Origin of the sequence: Kitasatospora sp. NPDC004614 (assembly GCF_042873675.1) — a bacterium.
Classification (GTDB): Bacteria; Actinomycetota; Actinomycetes; order Streptomycetales; family Streptomycetaceae; genus Kitasatospora.
The window spans coordinates 1-15,299 of record NZ_JBIALR010000002.1; the positions used below are offsets into that span (position 1 = coordinate 1).

The 15,299-nt window shown below is 70.5% G+C and carries 16 protein-coding genes; 8 read left to right on the forward strand and 8 right to left on the reverse strand.

The genetic code is table 11. The features are described 5' to 3' along the window. Positions 1 to 190: 190 nt before the first annotated feature. Positions 191 to 784, forward strand: a complete 594-nt coding sequence (locus ACFYST_RS05275) for a GNAT family N-acetyltransferase (RefSeq protein ID WP_387860106.1) — start codon at positions 191 to 193, stop codon at positions 782 to 784. A gap of 7 nt (positions 785 to 791) precedes the next feature. Here ACFYST_RS05275 and ACFYST_RS05280 read toward each other — a convergent pair whose 3' ends face one another. The 3 genes from ACFYST_RS05280 to ACFYST_RS05290 all read right to left on the reverse strand — a co-directional run bounded on the left by ACFYST_RS05280 (position 792) and on the right by ACFYST_RS05290 (position 2,653). Then, positions 792 to 1,214 carry a DUF350 domain-containing protein gene (locus ACFYST_RS05280; RefSeq protein ID WP_387860108.1) on the reverse strand — a complete coding sequence of 141 codons (423 nt, stop codon included), beginning with the start codon at positions 1,212 to 1,214 and terminating at the stop codon, positions 792 to 794. 92 nt (positions 1,215 to 1,306) lie between these two features. Then, positions 1,307 to 1,798, reverse strand: coding sequence for an LURP-one-related/scramblase family protein (locus ACFYST_RS05285; protein ID WP_387640381.1), 492 nt, complete (start codon positions 1,796 to 1,798; stop codon positions 1,307 to 1,309). A 66-nt stretch (positions 1,799 to 1,864) separates the two neighbouring features. Next, positions 1,865 to 2,653 (reverse strand): aminoglycoside 3'-phosphotransferase, encoded by a 789-nt coding sequence (locus ACFYST_RS05290; protein ID WP_387860110.1) that lies wholly within the window; start codon positions 2,651 to 2,653, stop codon positions 1,865 to 1,867. Between the two features lie 134 nt (positions 2,654 to 2,787). Here ACFYST_RS05290 and ACFYST_RS05295 point away from each other — a divergent pair, with 134 nt between their 5' ends. The 3 genes from ACFYST_RS05295 (at position 2,788) to ACFYST_RS05305 (ending at position 5,432) form a co-directional block, all read left to right on the forward strand. Continuing rightward, positions 2,788 to 3,444: a phosphotransferase gene (locus ACFYST_RS05295; protein ID WP_387860112.1), complete on the forward strand. Its 657-nt coding sequence runs from the start codon at positions 2,788 to 2,790 to the stop codon at positions 3,442 to 3,444. Between the two features lie 104 nt (positions 3,445 to 3,548). Then, the gene (locus ACFYST_RS05300; protein ID WP_387860114.1) at positions 3,549 to 4,388 is read left to right on the forward strand and encodes a hypothetical protein; all 840 of its coding nucleotides are present in this window, start codon (positions 3,549 to 3,551) and stop codon (positions 4,386 to 4,388) included. Between the two features lie 204 nt (positions 4,389 to 4,592). Next, complete coding sequence (locus ACFYST_RS05305) at positions 4,593 to 5,432, forward strand: hypothetical protein (RefSeq protein ID WP_387860116.1); 840 nt, start codon at positions 4,593 to 4,595, stop codon at positions 5,430 to 5,432. A 60-nt stretch (positions 5,433 to 5,492) separates the two neighbouring features. Here the strand turns inward: ACFYST_RS05305 and ACFYST_RS05310 are convergent, their stop codons facing one another. Continuing rightward, positions 5,493 to 5,882, reverse strand: coding sequence for a twitching motility protein PilT (locus tag ACFYST_RS05310; protein WP_387860118.1), 390 nt, complete (start codon positions 5,880 to 5,882; stop codon positions 5,493 to 5,495). Then, complete coding sequence (locus tag ACFYST_RS05315) at positions 5,879 to 6,157, reverse strand: hypothetical protein (RefSeq protein ID WP_387860120.1); 279 nt, start codon at positions 6,155 to 6,157, stop codon at positions 5,879 to 5,881. The genes ACFYST_RS05310 and ACFYST_RS05315 overlap by 4 nt, the downstream gene beginning before the upstream one ends. 352 nt (positions 6,158 to 6,509) lie before the next feature. Here ACFYST_RS05315 and ACFYST_RS05320 point away from each other — a divergent pair, with 352 nt between their 5' ends. Further along, a complete protein-coding gene (locus ACFYST_RS05320; RefSeq protein ID WP_387860122.1) occupies positions 6,510 to 7,511 on the forward strand; it encodes a Fic family protein in 1,002 nt (333 codons plus the stop codon). A gap of 47 nt (positions 7,512 to 7,558) precedes the next feature. Further along, entirely contained in the window at positions 7,559 to 9,379 is a 1,821-nt protein-coding gene (locus ACFYST_RS05325; protein ID WP_387860125.1) for an NHL domain-containing thioredoxin family protein, read from the forward strand. A 154-nt stretch (positions 9,380 to 9,533) separates the two neighbouring features. Here the strand turns inward: ACFYST_RS05325 and ACFYST_RS05330 are convergent, their stop codons facing one another. Next, positions 9,534 to 10,835, reverse strand: coding sequence for a M18 family aminopeptidase (locus ACFYST_RS05330; RefSeq protein WP_387640365.1), 1,302 nt, complete (start codon positions 10,833 to 10,835; stop codon positions 9,534 to 9,536). 215 nt (positions 10,836 to 11,050) lie between these two features. Continuing rightward, on the reverse strand, positions 11,051 to 12,880 hold the full coding sequence (locus tag ACFYST_RS05335; protein WP_387860128.1) for an acyl-CoA dehydrogenase: 1,830 nt from the start codon (positions 12,878 to 12,880) through the stop codon (positions 11,051 to 11,053). A gap of 211 nt (positions 12,881 to 13,091) precedes the next feature. Between ACFYST_RS05335 and ACFYST_RS05340 the strand changes: the two genes are divergently transcribed. Together ACFYST_RS05340 and ACFYST_RS05345 are read left to right on the forward strand one after the other, a co-directional pair. Beyond that, positions 13,092 to 13,580, forward strand: a complete 489-nt coding sequence (locus ACFYST_RS05340; protein ID WP_387640359.1) for an SseB family protein — start codon at positions 13,092 to 13,094, stop codon at positions 13,578 to 13,580. Between the two features lie 124 nt (positions 13,581 to 13,704). Further along, positions 13,705 to 14,664 carry a pirin family protein gene (locus tag ACFYST_RS05345; RefSeq protein WP_387640356.1) on the forward strand — a complete coding sequence of 320 codons (960 nt, stop codon included), beginning with the start codon at positions 13,705 to 13,707 and terminating at the stop codon, positions 14,662 to 14,664. Positions 14,665 to 14,812: 148 nt separating this feature from the next. On the opposite strand, the gene ACFYST_RS05350 is transcribed toward ACFYST_RS05345, so the two are convergent. Beyond that, positions 14,813 to 15,292 carry a ricin-type beta-trefoil lectin domain protein gene (locus ACFYST_RS05350; RefSeq protein ID WP_387640353.1) on the reverse strand — a complete coding sequence of 160 codons (480 nt, stop codon included), beginning with the start codon at positions 15,290 to 15,292 and terminating at the stop codon, positions 14,813 to 14,815. Positions 15,293 to 15,299: the final 7 nt, after the last annotated feature.

Consider the following 15,299-nt stretch of genomic DNA (forward strand, 5'->3'; position numbering starts at 1 on the left):
AGCTTCCGCCGCCCCTGAGGGCTCCGGTCCTCGCGGATCTCGAAGGTCATCGCGTCCCCTGAGCTGGGGTGTTGCAGCAACCACTAGAACCCAAGCAAGGCCGGTGCGGGCCTTTGGCGTGTCCGCCTGCGTTTGCACTAATACAGATATCGCTTGCGCCTAGTGCAAAACTGCCTCTACGGTGTGCCGCATGACCGCGAAGCTGCCCGCACCCGTCCTCCTGACCGGCCGCCACATCCGGCTGGAGCCGCTGACCCGCGCCCACGTGCCCGACCTGTTCGCCGCCGGCGGCGGGGACGAGGAGGTGTGGCGCTGGGTGCCGACACCGCTGCCGCGCACGCTGGAGGAGATGGCCCAGGTGATCGACACCCGGCTGGCCGACGTGCACTGCGAGCCGTACGCGGTCATCTCGCTCACCGACGGGCGGGCGATCGGGGTGAGCTGCTACTACGACGCGAGCGCGGCCGAGGAGCAGGTGGAGATCGGCGGCACCTGGTACGCGCGCTCCGCGTGGCGGACGGCGGTGAACACCGAGGCGAAGCTGCTGCTGCTCACGCACGCCTTCGAGGACCTCGGCATGGGCCGGGTCAGCTGGCGCACCGACATCCGCAACGAACGCTCGCAGAACGCGATCAAGCGACTCGGCGCCTCCTACGAGGGCACGTTCCGGCGCAACAAGCAGCGTGTGGACGGCAGTTGGCGGGACACCGTGTTCTTCTCGATGCTGGCCGACGAGTGGCCGGCCGCGAAGGCCCGGCTGACCGAGCGGCTGGCCGCCGGGTAATGCCGCGTCAGTAGATGGCGGCGGAGACGATCGCGGCGACCGCCAGGTTGGTGGAGGCGGTCACCCAGACCGCCGGGTGCGGCTCCTCGTCGACCAGCAGCTCGCCGAGCCTGCCGGGCGTGACCAGGTCGATCACCCAGAACGAGACCGCCATCAACAGCAGGCCGAACAGGCCGAAGACGGCGGCGGCGGCCAGGCCCTTGCCGAACTCCTGATAGGTGGAGATCACGGCGGTGAAGACGATCGCGCCGACCGACAGCAGCGCGGAGCTGAGCACCACGGCGGCGTTGCGGTTGCGCTCGATCCAGATCTGCCGGCGCAGCTCACCGGGCGTCAGCACGTCCACCAGGAAGACGCCGAGCAGCAGCAGGACCAGGCCGACGCCGCCGTACGCCGCCGCGTACCCCAGCTGATGAAGGATGTCGCTCATCCGGTTCCGCCCCCTGCTGTCCGCCTGCCGACCCCGTGCCGAGGACCGGCACAACATAGCGCACGGGGCCGGCGGCGCCGCCGGGGCGTGGCTCAGTCGTTGTGCTCGACCAGGCGGTCCAGGCAGACCGCGACGGCGATCATCAGCGGGATGTCGGCGCCGCCCTCGACCTCCACGCCGTACGCGTCACGGACGCTGAACCACTTGCGGGAGACCTCGCCGATCCGGTGCCCGTCGTTCTTGACGGTGTACTCCTTGTCGATCAGGTCGCCGTGGATCTCCCACTCGCCGCCGTTCTCCAGCTCCACGTGGTACTTGTCGTGGAACGGGGTGAACAGCTTCTTGCGGACGGTGGCGACCACGTCCCCGTCGGCGTTCTCGATCTTCATCGCGTCGCGGACGGTCAGCACCTTCTCCCGGATGGTGGCGACCGTGTTGCCCTCGGCGTCCTGCAGCTCGAAGGTGTCGCGGATGCGCATCACCTTGCCGTCCACCAGGAAGCACTTCTCGCCGTGCTCGTCCTCGACCCAGTAGTCGTCGCCGAACGCGAACAGGCGCTCCTTGACCACGAACTTCCGACCCATGACCCGACTCCTCGTCTGCTTGCCGGCCCGCCGTCGGGCGGCCCTCGACATGCTGCCAGTCAGTGGCTACGTGAGGTCCCACAACAGGCGGTAGTACGCGAGGCGTTGTTCGTCGGGTTCGACGCCGTAGGCCTCCAGCAGGGGACGTTCCCAGCCGGGGCCGTAGTTCCAGACCGTGCTCCAGGACGCCACCGCGAGGTCGGCCCAGCGGTCGGCCACGCCGAGGGTGCCCAGGTCGACGTGGCCGGTGGGGCGGCCGTCGTCGCCGACGAGGGTGTTGGGGGCGCAGGCGTCGCCGTGGCAGACCACCTCGGCGTCCGGCGGCGGCGGGTCGGCGAGGACCGCCAACGCCCGCTCCACGGTGCCGTAGTGGCGCAGCTCCGGGTGCCAGCCGGCCGGGTCGCGGCGCAGGGCGACGGCCTGGTCGATCCGGTCACGGAGGGACCACCGGTAGGGGCAGTCGGCCACCGGCAGCGCCTCGTGGAAGGCGCGCAGGCCCTCGCCGATCGCGCGGACGGCGATCGCCGGCTGCTTCTTCAGCTCCGGGTCGACGGCGGAGCGGCCGGGCAGGCCGGCCGTCAGCAGCCAGCGGCCGGTGTCGTCGCCGCCGACGTCCAGCACCTCGGGGACGGTGGTGAACGCGCGGGCCCAGCGCAGCCGTTCGGCCTCCGCGTCGAGGTCCGCGCCGCTGCCGGCCGGCGCCCACTTCGCGAACCGCCGCCCCGGGCCGTCGCCCAGCCGGAACGTCAGCCCGCCGAGCTCGTTGCGCCACACCGCCACCGGCGGTACGCCACCGGCCAGTTCGGCGACGGCGGGCGGGACGGCGACGTCTTCCTCGGGTGCTCGGGCGCTCATCCGGCCAGTGTCGCGCACCGGCCGACCACCGGTCCCCCGGTTTTCCGCCGCCCGGTCCGATCAAGGACGCGGACGCGCAACGATCCACCGCTCCCCCTCCCCGTGCCGGTCCCGGGACGCTAGCTTCTGCTCGCATGGAAATCGGCGAACTGATCGCGAGTGGCCGCACCGCGGACGTCTGGGCACTGAACGACGGGCGGGTCCTGCGCCGCTACCGGGACGGACTGACCGCCGACGGCGAGGCCGAGATGATGGCGCACCTCGCCGAACACGGCTACCCCGTGCCCGCGGTGTGGGCCGCCGAACGGCCCGAGGACCTGATCATGGAACGCCTCGCCGGCCCCACCATGCTGGACTCGCTCCTCGCCGGGACGATCAGCCCGGGCGCGGCCGGCGAACTGCTCGCCGAGTTGCTGCGCCGGCTGCACCAGATCCCGCCGCGCGCCGCCGCCCGGCCCGGTGACCGGGTGCTCCACCTCGACCTGCACCCCGACAACGTCCTGCTCACCCCGCACGGCCCGGTGGTCATCGACTGGTCCACCGCCGCCGAGGGCGAACCGGGCCTGGACGACGCGATGAGCGCCGTCATCCTCGCCCAGGCCCTCCACGACCGGCCCGACACGGCCCGCGCCCTCCTGGTCCCGCTGCTCCGCGGCCTGCCCCCGATCGCCGAGCGCCACCTCGCCGAGGCCCGCGCCCTCCGCGCCGCCAACCCGACCCTGAGCGCCGCGGAGATCGCCGTGCTCGATGCCGCTGTCGCCCTCATCTCCGCTTGCGCAAAGGGGAGTTGAGCACTTCGTCGAACGGCTTCCCGATGGTTCGAGCCCGGTGTATAAGTCGTATGGACTGCACACCGCAGGCACACAACGGGGGGTCCCGCCGCATGCCGAGAAACGTGTTCAGACGCGCCACCGCCGCCCTGCTCGGCGCCGCCGCCATCGCCCTGATGGCTCCCGCCACCACCGCCGCCGCCATACCACCGCCCCATCTGCCGAGCGGCGCCAAGCTCCTGCCGGGGCAGTACCTGACGGGGGGCTACGAGCCGGCCATCGGCGCCATCCTGGAGATGCAGACCGACGGCAACCTCGTCCTCTACCTGGAGAAGTCCGTCGGCGGGCACGGCGCGGCGATCTGGAGCAGCGGCACCTGGGGGCACCCGGGCGCGTACGCGTACATGCAGCCGGACGGCAACTTCGTCGTCTACCGCCAGGGCGGCAGCCAACCGTCCGACGCCCTGTGGAGCAGCGGGACCTGGGGCAACCCTGGCGCGATCGTGATGCTGTGGGAGGGCAGCCTGTCGATCCCTACCGCGAGCGGCCCGTTCTGGCGGACCGACACCGGGCCGGGCCCGGCCGTCTTCAACTTCCCGCACGGCGATCCGAAGGCGGCCATCACCTCGGCCCAGGGCCTCGACCCCGGCCACTGGATCCAGTCGGACACCGTCCGGCTGGTCAACCAGCCTGACGGCAACCTGGTCCTCTACCGCCGGCAGGACGGCACCCCGATCTGGTCCAGCGGGACCTGGGGCCGTCCGAAGTCGAGCCTGCTCCTCTCGCAATCGCCGGTGTGGTCCGCGCTGGGCCTCTACCGCGTCGACAACGGCACCCGGACCTGGTCCGTCCCGGTCAAGGGCACGAACGGCGACTACGGGATCGTCCAGAACGACGGCAACTTCGTGCTCTACGCCGACGGCGGCACCGCCGTGTGGTCCACCGGCACCTGGGGCAGGGCCTGACGAACGCCCCTTCGAACCACCGGCCCGGCAGCCACGGAGCCGTCCGGGACGACGGCCACTTCGTGATCCACGGCAACGTCACCTCGCCGTGGAGCACCGGCACTTGAGCAACAACTGACCCTCGCGCCACGGCCGTCACGACCGCGGTGTACAAGTAGTGGGCCCACACACCGTGGGCCCACGAATGAGGGGGAGTTCCACCCGATGCGGAAGAACGTGTTCAGACGTACCACCGCGGCCCTGGTCGGCGCCGCCGCCATCGCCCTGATGGCGCCCGCCACCGGCGCCTCGGCGGCGACCGACGTCGCCGACCTGCGCAGCGGCGACAAGCTGCTGTCGGGTCAGAGCATGAAGAGCGGCGAGTCCGTCCTGGTCATGCAGACCGACGGCAACCTGGTGCTCTACTTGGAGAGCTCCACCGGTACCCGCGTGTCGACGGCGATGTGGAGCACCGGGACCTACGGCAACCCGGGCGCGTACGCGTACATGCAGGAGGACGGCAACCTGGTCGTCTACCGCCAGGGCAGCACCGCCGGCTCCGACGCCCTGTGGAGCAGCAGGACGTGGAGCAACCCGGGCGGTCACATGACGCTCAACTGGGGTGACATCACGGTGTGGCCGGCGCGCGGCGGCAACGCGCCGTGGGACAGCCGTACCGGGCTCGCGCCCGCCGTCGGCTTCGGGGGCGCCACCCCGGAGGCCTCCATCACCAGTGGCCGGAACGTCGAAGCCGGCCAGTGGATCCAGTCGAACTCGGTCTGGCTGGTCAACCAGGCCGACGGCAACCTGGTGCTCTACCGCAAGCGGGACGGCGCCGCGATCTGGGCCAGCAACACCGCGAACCGCTCGCAGTCGAGCCTGGTCGTCAGCAACTCGCAGAACGACCCCGCGCTGCGGATGCGGGACAGCAGCGGCCAGACCATCTGGTCCGCCACGCCCAAGGGCACGTCCGACGTCTACGGAACCGTCCAGGACGACGCCAACTTCGTGCTGTACAGCAACGGTTCGGCCCTGTGGTCCACCGGCACCTGGGGCAAGGGCTAACCGCCCGCTGACGGCGGCGGGAACCGGTGAGACCCCGTCGTCCGAACCTCCCGGCGTCGGCTACGGGCGAGCCACCTTGATGCGCGGATGCCCCGAGGCCTCGACCAACTGCCCAATGTCTCCCGGGTCGTCGGTCAGGATCGGCGCATCGAGATGCTCGACAGCGGCCAGCACAACGCTCGCATCGACGACGTCCCAGCTGCCCGCCCGCCGACAGAGCTCGGCCGCCGCCTTGGCCCGTTCCTCCGTCAGCGCCAGGACTTCACAGCCACGCAACACCCGGTGCAGGACCGCCGAGGACGGCCGCACGTTCCACACCTGCGCCAGCACCCCGGCCGGCACCAGCGGCCGGACCCGCGCGGAGAGAAACGCCTCGTGCTGGGCCACGAAAGCCCGGTCGTTCTTCTCCGCGGCGATCAACGCCCCGGAGTCGTAGACAACAGCGCTCACGCGGTCTGCCGTTCCGGCCCCGCGGCCCAGCCCATGATCTCGTCGACCCGCTCCGAAGCAGCCCGGCGTTCCTCGGCCGTGAAGGCTCCGTACTCGTGCTGGTACTCGGCCATGGCGGCCAGGCCGTCGAGCCGACGCTCCTCGTTGGCGAAGTAGTCCACCAGGGCGTGCGAAACCACGGTGGAGATCTGCTCCTGACGTTGCGCGGCGAGGGCACGGAGTCTCGCCCCGAGCTCCTCTTCGAGGCTGATGCTCAGCTTGGCCTTCTCGCTCATATTCCAACCGTAATACGCACCCGTCCGCCGGCCCACCGGATTCACCCGGAATGCCGACCCCGGATCGTGGGGTTGGATGTGGCCATGGCTTCTCGTGCAGGTAGACCTTCTGCTGCTGAACCCCCTGGCCCGGTGCCACATCGCCCGCAGGAGACCGGAAGCGGTCAGCCCACGGCAACTGCCGCTGCCGGCCGGAGTGCGCAGGCGGAAGGATCGCCCCTCAGAGTGACACCGAGGCGACCGGGCACCGGCCCCCACCCTGAGTTGATAAGTTCAATTAGCCATCGCAGGCATGTATCAACTCTTGGGGAGGGTGCTCATGGCAGGCAGGGGCAGGCCCAGCCGTAGCACGGTGTATCAGCGGCTGGGCGGGGCTCTGGCCGAGCTGAACGAGCGCTTCGGCGGGCTGCCCAGCCCCCGGGAGGCCCAGGAGATCTGGGACGACATCTGGCACCAGGAAGCACACCACTCGACTGCGCTCGAAGGCAACACCCTCGTCCTTCGCGAAGTCGAGGCGCTACTCGACCAGGGTCGAGCTGTCGGCGCCAAGCCGCTGAGGGAGTACAACGAGGTTCAGGGCTACGCGGATGCTGCCCGTTGGGTCTACGGGCAAGCCCTTGAGCCGGACGCATGGCATGACGGACGGCTGATCACGCTTGGCGAGGTCCGCCACATCCACTATGTCGCCATGTCGCCGGTCTGGAATGTCGCACCTCATCCGGAAGCCACCGACAAGGAGGGCCCCGGTAACTTCCGGGAGCACGACATCCACCCGTTCGCGGAGGGCATGACGCCTCCGAAGTGGCCACTCGTTCCCGCTCATGTCGAGCAGTGGGTCGGCGAGGTCTGCGCCTTCGGCAAGCAGATCGAGAGCGATGAGGAACTGGGCCGACCACTCCCGGAGGTCTTGGCAGGGATCCACAACCGGTTCGAACGCATTCATCCGTTCCTCGACGGCAACGGGCGAACAGGACGTCTGGTGATGAACCTCGTTCTCGTCCGCCTGGGTTATCCGCCGATCATCATCCTCAAGAGGCAGCGGGAGGCATACCTGGCCGCCTTGCGTCGCGCGGACGCGAGTGACTACGGAGCCCTCGGCGAGCTGATCGCCCGGGCCATGGAGGACAACCTCAACCGTTTCATCGTGCCGAACGTGGCTGGCCCCGCACGGCTGGTTCCGCTTGCGGCGCTCGTCGATGCCGAGCACTCCCTGGCCGCACTGCGGCAGGCGGCCCAGCGAGGTCGGCTCAACGCCGTACAGGGGCCGGACGGGGTGTGGCGCTCGTCCCGGAAGTCCGTAGCCGCCTACAAGGCCGGCAAGCACCAACGCAGGCCCAAGTCCGACGGCGTCTGAGCGCAGGAGCGGACTGCTCCCCCAGCCCGATGGGGTTGGATGTGGCCATGGCTTCTCGTGCACGTGTACGCGCCCCCGAGCTGGTCGGCGCCGGTGGATGGCTCAACACAGGTGGCAAGGATCTGTCGCTGGCGGACTTCCGCGGCAAGATCGTGATCGCGGACTTCTGGACCTTCTGCTGCATCAACTGTCTCCATGTCCTCGACGAACTCCGGGAGTTGGAGGAGAAGCACCGCGACACGGTGGTGATCGTCGGGGTGCATTCGCCGAAGTTCGTGCATGAGGCGGACCACCGGGCGGTGGTGGACGCGGTGGCGCGGTACGAGGTGCACCATCCGGTGCTGGACGATCCGGAGCTGGTGACGTGGAAGCAGTACGCGGTGCGGGCCTGGCCGACGCTGGTGGTGATCGACCCGGAGGGGTACGTCGTCGCGCAGCACGCGGGTGAGGGGCATGCGCACGCGATCGCCCGGCTGGTCGAGGAGTTGGAGGCGGAGCACGCCGCGAAGGGCACGCTGCGGCGCGGCGACGGGCCGTACGTGGCGCCCGAGCCGCAGGCGGGTGACCTGCGGTTTCCGGGGAAGGCGGTGCGGCTGCCGAACGGGCACTACCTGGTCGCGGACTCCGGCCACCACGCGCTGGTGGAGCTCGCGGAGGACGGCGAGCGGGTGGTGCGGCGGATCGGTGACGGGGTGCGCGGCCTGGTGGACGGCGCCGCGCCGCGGTTCAGCGAGCCGCAGGGCCTGGCGCTGGTCCCGGAGGGTCTCGGTCTCGGCTACGACGTGGTGGTAGCGGACACCGTCAACCACGCGCTGCGCGGCGTGCGGCTCGCCGACGGCTCGGTGACCACCCTGGCCGGCACCGGCAAGCAGTGGTGGCAGGGCTCGCCGACCTCCGGCGAGGCCACCGCCGTCGACCTGTCCTCGCCGTGGGACGTCGCGTTCTTCGACGGCCGGGTGTGGATCGCGATGGCCGGCGTGCACCAGCTGTGGTCGTTCGACCCGGTGGCGGGGACGGTCGCGGTCGCGGCCGGCACCACCAACGAGGGCCTGGTCGACGGCCCCGCCGAGCAGTCCTGGTTCGCCCAGCCGTCCGGCCTGGCGGTCTCCGCGGACGGCGAGCGGCTGTGGGTCGCCGACTCGGAGACCTCCGCGCTGCGCTGGGTCGCCCGCGGCACGCACGAGGTGCACACCGCCGTCGGCACGGGCCTGTTCGACTTCGGTCACCGTGACGGGGCGGCCGAACAGGCCCTGTTCCAGCACCCGTTGGGCGTCACGGTGCTCCCGGACGGCTCGGTCGCGGTCAGCGACACGTACAACCACGCGCTGCGCCGCTACGACCCGGCGAGCGGTGAGGTCTCCACGCTGGCCACCGATCTGCGGGAGCCGTCCGGCGCGGTGGTGGTGGACGGCGACATCGTGGTGGTGGAGTCCGCCCGGCACCGGCTGACCAGGCTGCGGCTGCCCGAGGAGGCCGTCCGGGTGGAGGCCGTCGCGCACCGCACGCAGCGCGCCGCCACCGAGGTCGCGCCAGGCACGCTCCAGCTGGACGTGGTGTTCTCCGCGCCCACCGGCCAGAAGCTGGACGAGCGCTACGGCCCGTCCACCCGGCTGCTGGTCAGCTCCACCCCGCCCGGGCTGCTCGCCGCCGGCGCGGGCGCGGACAGCGCGCTCTCCCGCGAGCTGGTGCTCGCGGAGGGCGTGACGGAGGGCGTGCTGCACGTCTCCGCGATGGCCGCGTCCTGCGATGACGACCCGTCGATCGAGTACCCGGCCTGCCACGTCCACCAGCAGGACTGGGGCGTGCCGGTGAAGGTGGTGCCGGGCGGCGCGACGCGGCTGCCGCTCGTTCTGGCGGGCATGGACTGAGCGCACCCGTCCGGTACGGCCACCGCAGGTGGGGCTGCGCGAGATTGAGAGACGATCAGCTGGTCGTCTTCCGCCTCGCGCAGTTCTCCCCCAGCCCCAAGGGGGGCTGGAGGTGCCCCCACGCGTCCCTGTTGTGCATCCCTCGCGCGCCGGCTCAGCCCTCGAGGAACGCCTTGATGGCCCCCGCCAGGTAGTGCGGGTCCTCTGCGCCGCACAGCTCGCGCGCGGAGTGCATGGACAGCGCCGCGATGCCGCAGTCGACCGTCGTGATGCCGAGGCGGGCGGCGGTGATCGGGCCGATGGTGGTGCCGCAGGGCATCGCGTTGTTGGAGACGAAGGTCTGCCACGGGACGCCGGCCTTCTCGCAGGCGGCGGCGAACACGGCCCGGCCGACGCCGTCGGTGGCGTACCGGTTGTTGACGTTGACCTTGAGGATGGGGCCGCCGTTGGGCAGCGGGTGGTGGCCGGGCTCGTGGCGCTCGCTGTAGTTGGGGTGGACGGCGTGCCCCATGTCGGAGGACAGGCAGATGGTGCCGGCCAGCGCGCGGGCGCGGTCCTCGGCGGTGCCGCCACGGGCGTAGCAGGAGCGCTCCAGCACGTTGCCGAGCAGCGGGCTCTGCGCGCCGGTGTCGGACTCGCTGCCGGTCTCCTCGTGGTCGAACGCGGCGAGCACCGGGATGCAGGGCAGGTCGGCGCCGGACGCGGCGACGGCGGCGAGCGCGGCGGTGGCGGCGTGCACGGAGAGCTGGTTGTCGAGGCGCGGGCCGGCCAGCAGTTCGCGGTCGCGGCCGAGGTAGGACGGCGGCTGGACGTCGTGGGCCATCAGGTCCCAGCCGGTGATGTCGGCGGCGTCGAGGCCGGCCTTCTCGGCGACGTACTCGAGCAGCGCGCCCTCGGTGGTGTCGCCGAGTCCCCAGATCGGCGTCAGGTGGCGCTGGCGGTCGAGCTTGAGGCCGTCGTTGACGCCGCGGTCGAGGTGGATGGCGAGCTGCGGGACGCGCAGCAGCGGCTCGTCGAGGTGGACCAGGCGGGTGGTGCCGTCGCGCAGGACGAGCCGGCCGGAGAGGCCGAGGTCGCGGTCGAGCCAGGTGTTGAGGGGGACGCCGCCGTAGATCTCGACGGCGATCTGCCGCCAGCCGGCCGAGCCGGTGTCGGGGATGGGCTTGACCCGCAGGTTCGGCGAGTCGGTGTGGGTGCCGACCACCCGGTAGGGGGTGGCGGGGCCGGCCCCTTCGGGCACGTACCAGGCGATGAGGGCGCCGCCGCGCACCAGGTAGCGGCCGCCGCTGTCGCCGTCCCACGCGTCCGTCTCACGGACCTCGCGGAAGCCGACCCGCTCCAGCCGCTCGACCGCGCTCTGCACCGCGTGGTACGGGGAGGGGGAGGCGGCGAGGAAGGCGATCAGGTCGTCCGTGTGCTTCCGGTCGAAGTGGGCCGTGCGGGCGGCGGTCGACATGTTGCTCCTGGGTTGAGGGCGGGCCGGGCCTGATGGGGGTTAACAGGCCCGCCCCCTGAGCATATGCCCGTACACGGACAGGACCGTGTGAAGTCCGCAACGGTGACACAACAGTGAGCATGGCGCGACACAACACCGCGGGGCCCGGTGGTGAACCGGGCCCCGCGGCGTGAGGGTGGGTCAGGCGGTCGGGTGAGCGGCCGGCCGACGCTCGATCAGAACGCCTCTTCGGCGAGGTCCATCAGCTCGTTGTCGATGGCCTCGGCGATCTGGCGCTGCGCGGCGGTGGTCGGCAGCACGGTGCGGGCGAAGTGCTTCGCCGCGGCGATCTTGCCCTGGTAGAAGGGGACGTCCTTCTCGGAAGCGCCGGCCTCCAGCTTGGCGAGCGCGACGGCGGCCTGACGCAGCAGCAGCCAGCCGACCACGACGTCGCCGGAGACCATCAGCAGGCGGGTGGTGTTCTGGCCCACCTTGTACATGTTCTTGACGTCCTGCTCGACGGCCGTCAGGTCGGCGATCAGCTTGCCGACGATGGCCTCCAGGTCGCCGGCGGACTTGGCGAGCAGGTCGCGCTCGGCGGCCAGGTCGGCGCCGCCCTCGTTCGAGGCGAGGAACTTCTGGATCTGCTCGTTGACCGCGGTCAGCGCCTGGCCGCCGTCCTTGACGATCTTCCGGAAGAAGAAGTCCTGGCCCTGGATGGCGGTGGTGCCCTCGTACAGGGTGTCGATCTTGGCGTCCCGGATGTACTGCTCGATCGGGTACTCCTGCAGGTAGCCGGAGCCACCGAAGGTCTGCAGGGACTGGGCGAGCTGCTCGTAGGACTTCTCCGAGCCGTAGCCCTTGACGATCGGCAGCAGCAGGTCGTTCAGGCGCTCGGCGGCGGCGTCGTGCTCGCCGCGCAGGCGGGCGGCCAGCATGTCGTCCTGCACCGAGGCGGTGTAGAGGACCAGGGCGCGCATGCCCTCGGCGTACGCCTTCTGGGTGAGCAGCGAGCGGCGCACGTCCGGGTGGTTGGTGATGGTGACGCGCGGCGCGGTCTTGTCCATGAACTGCGAGATGTCGGCGCCCTGCACGCGCTCCTTGGCGTACTCCAGCGCGTTCAGGTAGCCGGTGGACAGGGTGGCGATGGCCTTCGTGCCGACCATCATCCGGGCGAACTCGATGATCTTGAACATCTGGCGGATGCCGTCGACGGTCTCGCCGAGCAGCCAGCCCTTGGCCGGGTGCTTGGCGCCGAAGGTCATCTCGCAGGTGTTGGACGCCTTGAGGCCCATCTTGTGCTCGACGTTGGTCGCGTAGGCACCGTTGCGCTCGCCGAGCTCGCCGGTCTCCCAGTCGAAGTCGTACTTCGGCACGATGTACAGGCCGAGGCCCTTGGTGCCCGGCTTGCCGCCCTCGGGGCGGGCCAGCACCAGGTGGATGATGTTCTCGGACATGTCGTGCTCGCCCGAGGTGATGAAGCGCTTGACGCCCTCGATGTGCCAGGAGCCGTCCTCCTGCTTGATCGCCTTGGTGCGGCCGGCGCCCACGTCGGAGCCCGCGTCGGGCTCGGTCAGCACCATGGTGGCGCCCCACAGGCCGTCGATCATGCGCTGGGCGACCTTCTGCTGCTCCTCGGTGCCCTCGTCGTAGACGACGCCGGCGAAGGCCGGGCCGGAGGAGTACATCCAGATCGCCGGGTTGGAGCCGAGGATCTGCTCCGCGTAGGCCCACACCAGGGACGACGGGGTGACCTGGCCGCCGATGCCCTCCGGGATGCCCAGGCGCCACCACTCGGAGTCCATGAAGGCCTGGTAGCTCTTCTTGAAGGTCTCCGGGATCGGGGCGGTGTTGGTCGCCGGGTCGAACACCGGCGGGGTGCGGTCGGTGTCGGTGAAGGAAGCGGCGAGGTCGTTCTCGGCCAGCCGGGAGATCTCGCTGAGGATGTTCTTCGCGGTGTCGACGTCCATGTCGGCGAACGGACCGGTGCCGTACACCTGGTCGCGGCCGAACACCTCGAAGAGGTTGAACTCCACGTCCCGCAGGTTGGACTTGTAGTGACCCATGACCGTATCTCCGGTTCGTCTTCCACGGGCGAGCCGCTTACGGCGCACCGCTTACCCACCAGTACGCCCCATGATGCTACCCAGCGGTAACTTGTTCAACCCCTCTGCTGCGAAGCACCTATGAACGTGGTCACGTCCCACAATGCGGCCCACCGCCGGATTGTGCGGATCACCCGCCCCCAAGCGGGGCCCGGCCCGATAGCCTTGCCCCGTGTACGGCTACGAGCAGAACGCCTACCAGGACCCCTACCAGCAGCAGATGCAGCAGGGGATGTCCGGCATGCCGGGCGCCGGATACGGCGACCCGCAGGCCGCCCAGCAGTCGCTCTACCCCGAGCCCTCGCCGCCCTCGCTGGCGGACGCGGTGCGCGCCTTCACCACGGGGGCGATGCCGGTGGAGGACTTCCAGGCCATCTTCATCACCTCGAAGGTGTACTGCCCGCGCGGCGACCGCCCCGGCTTCCTGGCGCTGCACAACACCCCGACGCCGGTGATCCCGATGTTCAGCTCGCTCAAGGAGCTGAAGCGGTACGCCGGCAAGGACTCCAAGTACTTCTCGGTGACCGGCGCCGAGGTGCTCGACCTGCTGCCCACCGGCTACGGCTTCGCCCTGGACATGGAGGGCGAGCACCGGATGGTGTTCGACGCCCGCGCGGTGGAGCAGATGGTCGACTTCACCATGCGCCGGATGTACGGCTGACCCCTCCTCCCGCCCCTCTCCGGGCCGGAATAGGTCCACATAGTTCAACGTTCAACCTTGCGAGTGGTTGAGAGTTGAACTACTGTGGTGGACGTAGGCCACAGACCCGCCGAAGGAGGCCGACATGCCCGCCGTGACCGTCGAGAACCCGCTGACCCTGCCGCGCGTGACCACGCCCGACCCGGTGCACAGCACCGCCCGGCCGGTCCTCACCGTGGCCACCGCCCCCGAGGGCTACGAGGGCGAGGGCTTCCCCGTCCGCCGCGCCTTCGCCAAGATCAACACCAAGTTCCTCGACCCGTTCATCATGATGGACCAGATGGGCGAGGTGGACTACGCGGCCGGTGAGCCGAAGGGAACCCCCTGGCACCCGCACCGCGGCTTCGAGACGGTCACCTACATCATCGACGGAACGTTCATCCACCGGGACTCGCACGGCGGCGGCGGCACCATCACCGACGGCGACACCCAGTGGATGACCGCCGGCTCCGGTCTCCTGCACATCGAGACCCCGCCGGAGTCCCTGGTGAAGTCCGGCGGCCTCTTCCACGGCCTCCAGCTCTGGGTGAACCTGCCCGCCTCGGACAAGATGATCACCCCGAAGTACCAGGACATCCGCGGCGGCAGCGTCAAGCTGCTCAGCACCGAGGACGGCGGCGCACTCCTGCGCGTCATCGCCGGTGAGCTGGACGGCCACACCGGCCCGGGCACCACCTTCACCCCGATCACCATGATCCACGCCTCGATCAGCCCCGGTGCCCAGATCACCCTGCCCTGGCGCGCCGACTTCAACGCCCTCGCCTACGGCCTCGCCGGCAACGGCTCGGCCGGCACCGAGCACCGCCCCTTCCACCGGGGCCAGGCCGTCGTCTTCGGCGACGGCGACTCGATCACCCTGCGCGCCGACGAGAAGCAGGACTCCCGCGACAACAACTTCGAGGTCGTCCTCCTCGGCGGCCTGCCGATCCGCGAGCCCGTCGCCCACTACGGCCCGTTCGTGATGAACAGCCACCGCGAACTCCAGCAGGCCATGGAGGACTTCCAGGCCGGCCGCCTCGGCACCATCCCCGCCGACGAGAACTGACAACTCCTCACCCCTGAAGCACCCACAAGCCCGAAAACCCGCGTGCCCCGTCCTCGGACGGGGCACGCGGGTTTTCCGCGTCCCGCCGATGGGCAACTGCCCCGGCGGGACGGCGTGTTGGGTCTGTCCGGAAAGCTGTGCCGACAGGTCAGGCGAGCGCGAGGCTGATCTGGTCGCCGAAGACCACCCAGTGCTGGCCCTTGTCGTTGACGTCGCACGGCTTGGTGGAGATGTTCGGGGTTCCCCAGGCGTTGGCGAGGCAGTAGCCGGGGGCGAGGGTGAGCGAGATCTGCTGGCCCGCGATGGTCCAGTACTGGCCCGGGTCGCCCGAGGCGCACGGCTTGGTGGAGACGTCCGGGGCGCCCCACTTGTCGGCGAGACAGTAGGCGCGCGCATTGGTGAGGGAGATCTGTTCGCCCGTGACGGTCCAGTGCTGGCCCTGGTCGTTGACGTCGCACGGCTTGGTGCCGACGTTCGGGGTGTTCCAGGCGTTGGCGAGGCAGTAGGTACCGGGGGTGCGCGTGGTCGCGTGGCTGGTGTCGGCCGCTCCGGCGCCGCCGGTCGGCAGGAGGGAGGCGGCCAGCCCCATCGTGGCAATGGCGAGCGTCTTGCGGAAAGCGAGGGCCATGAGGCGT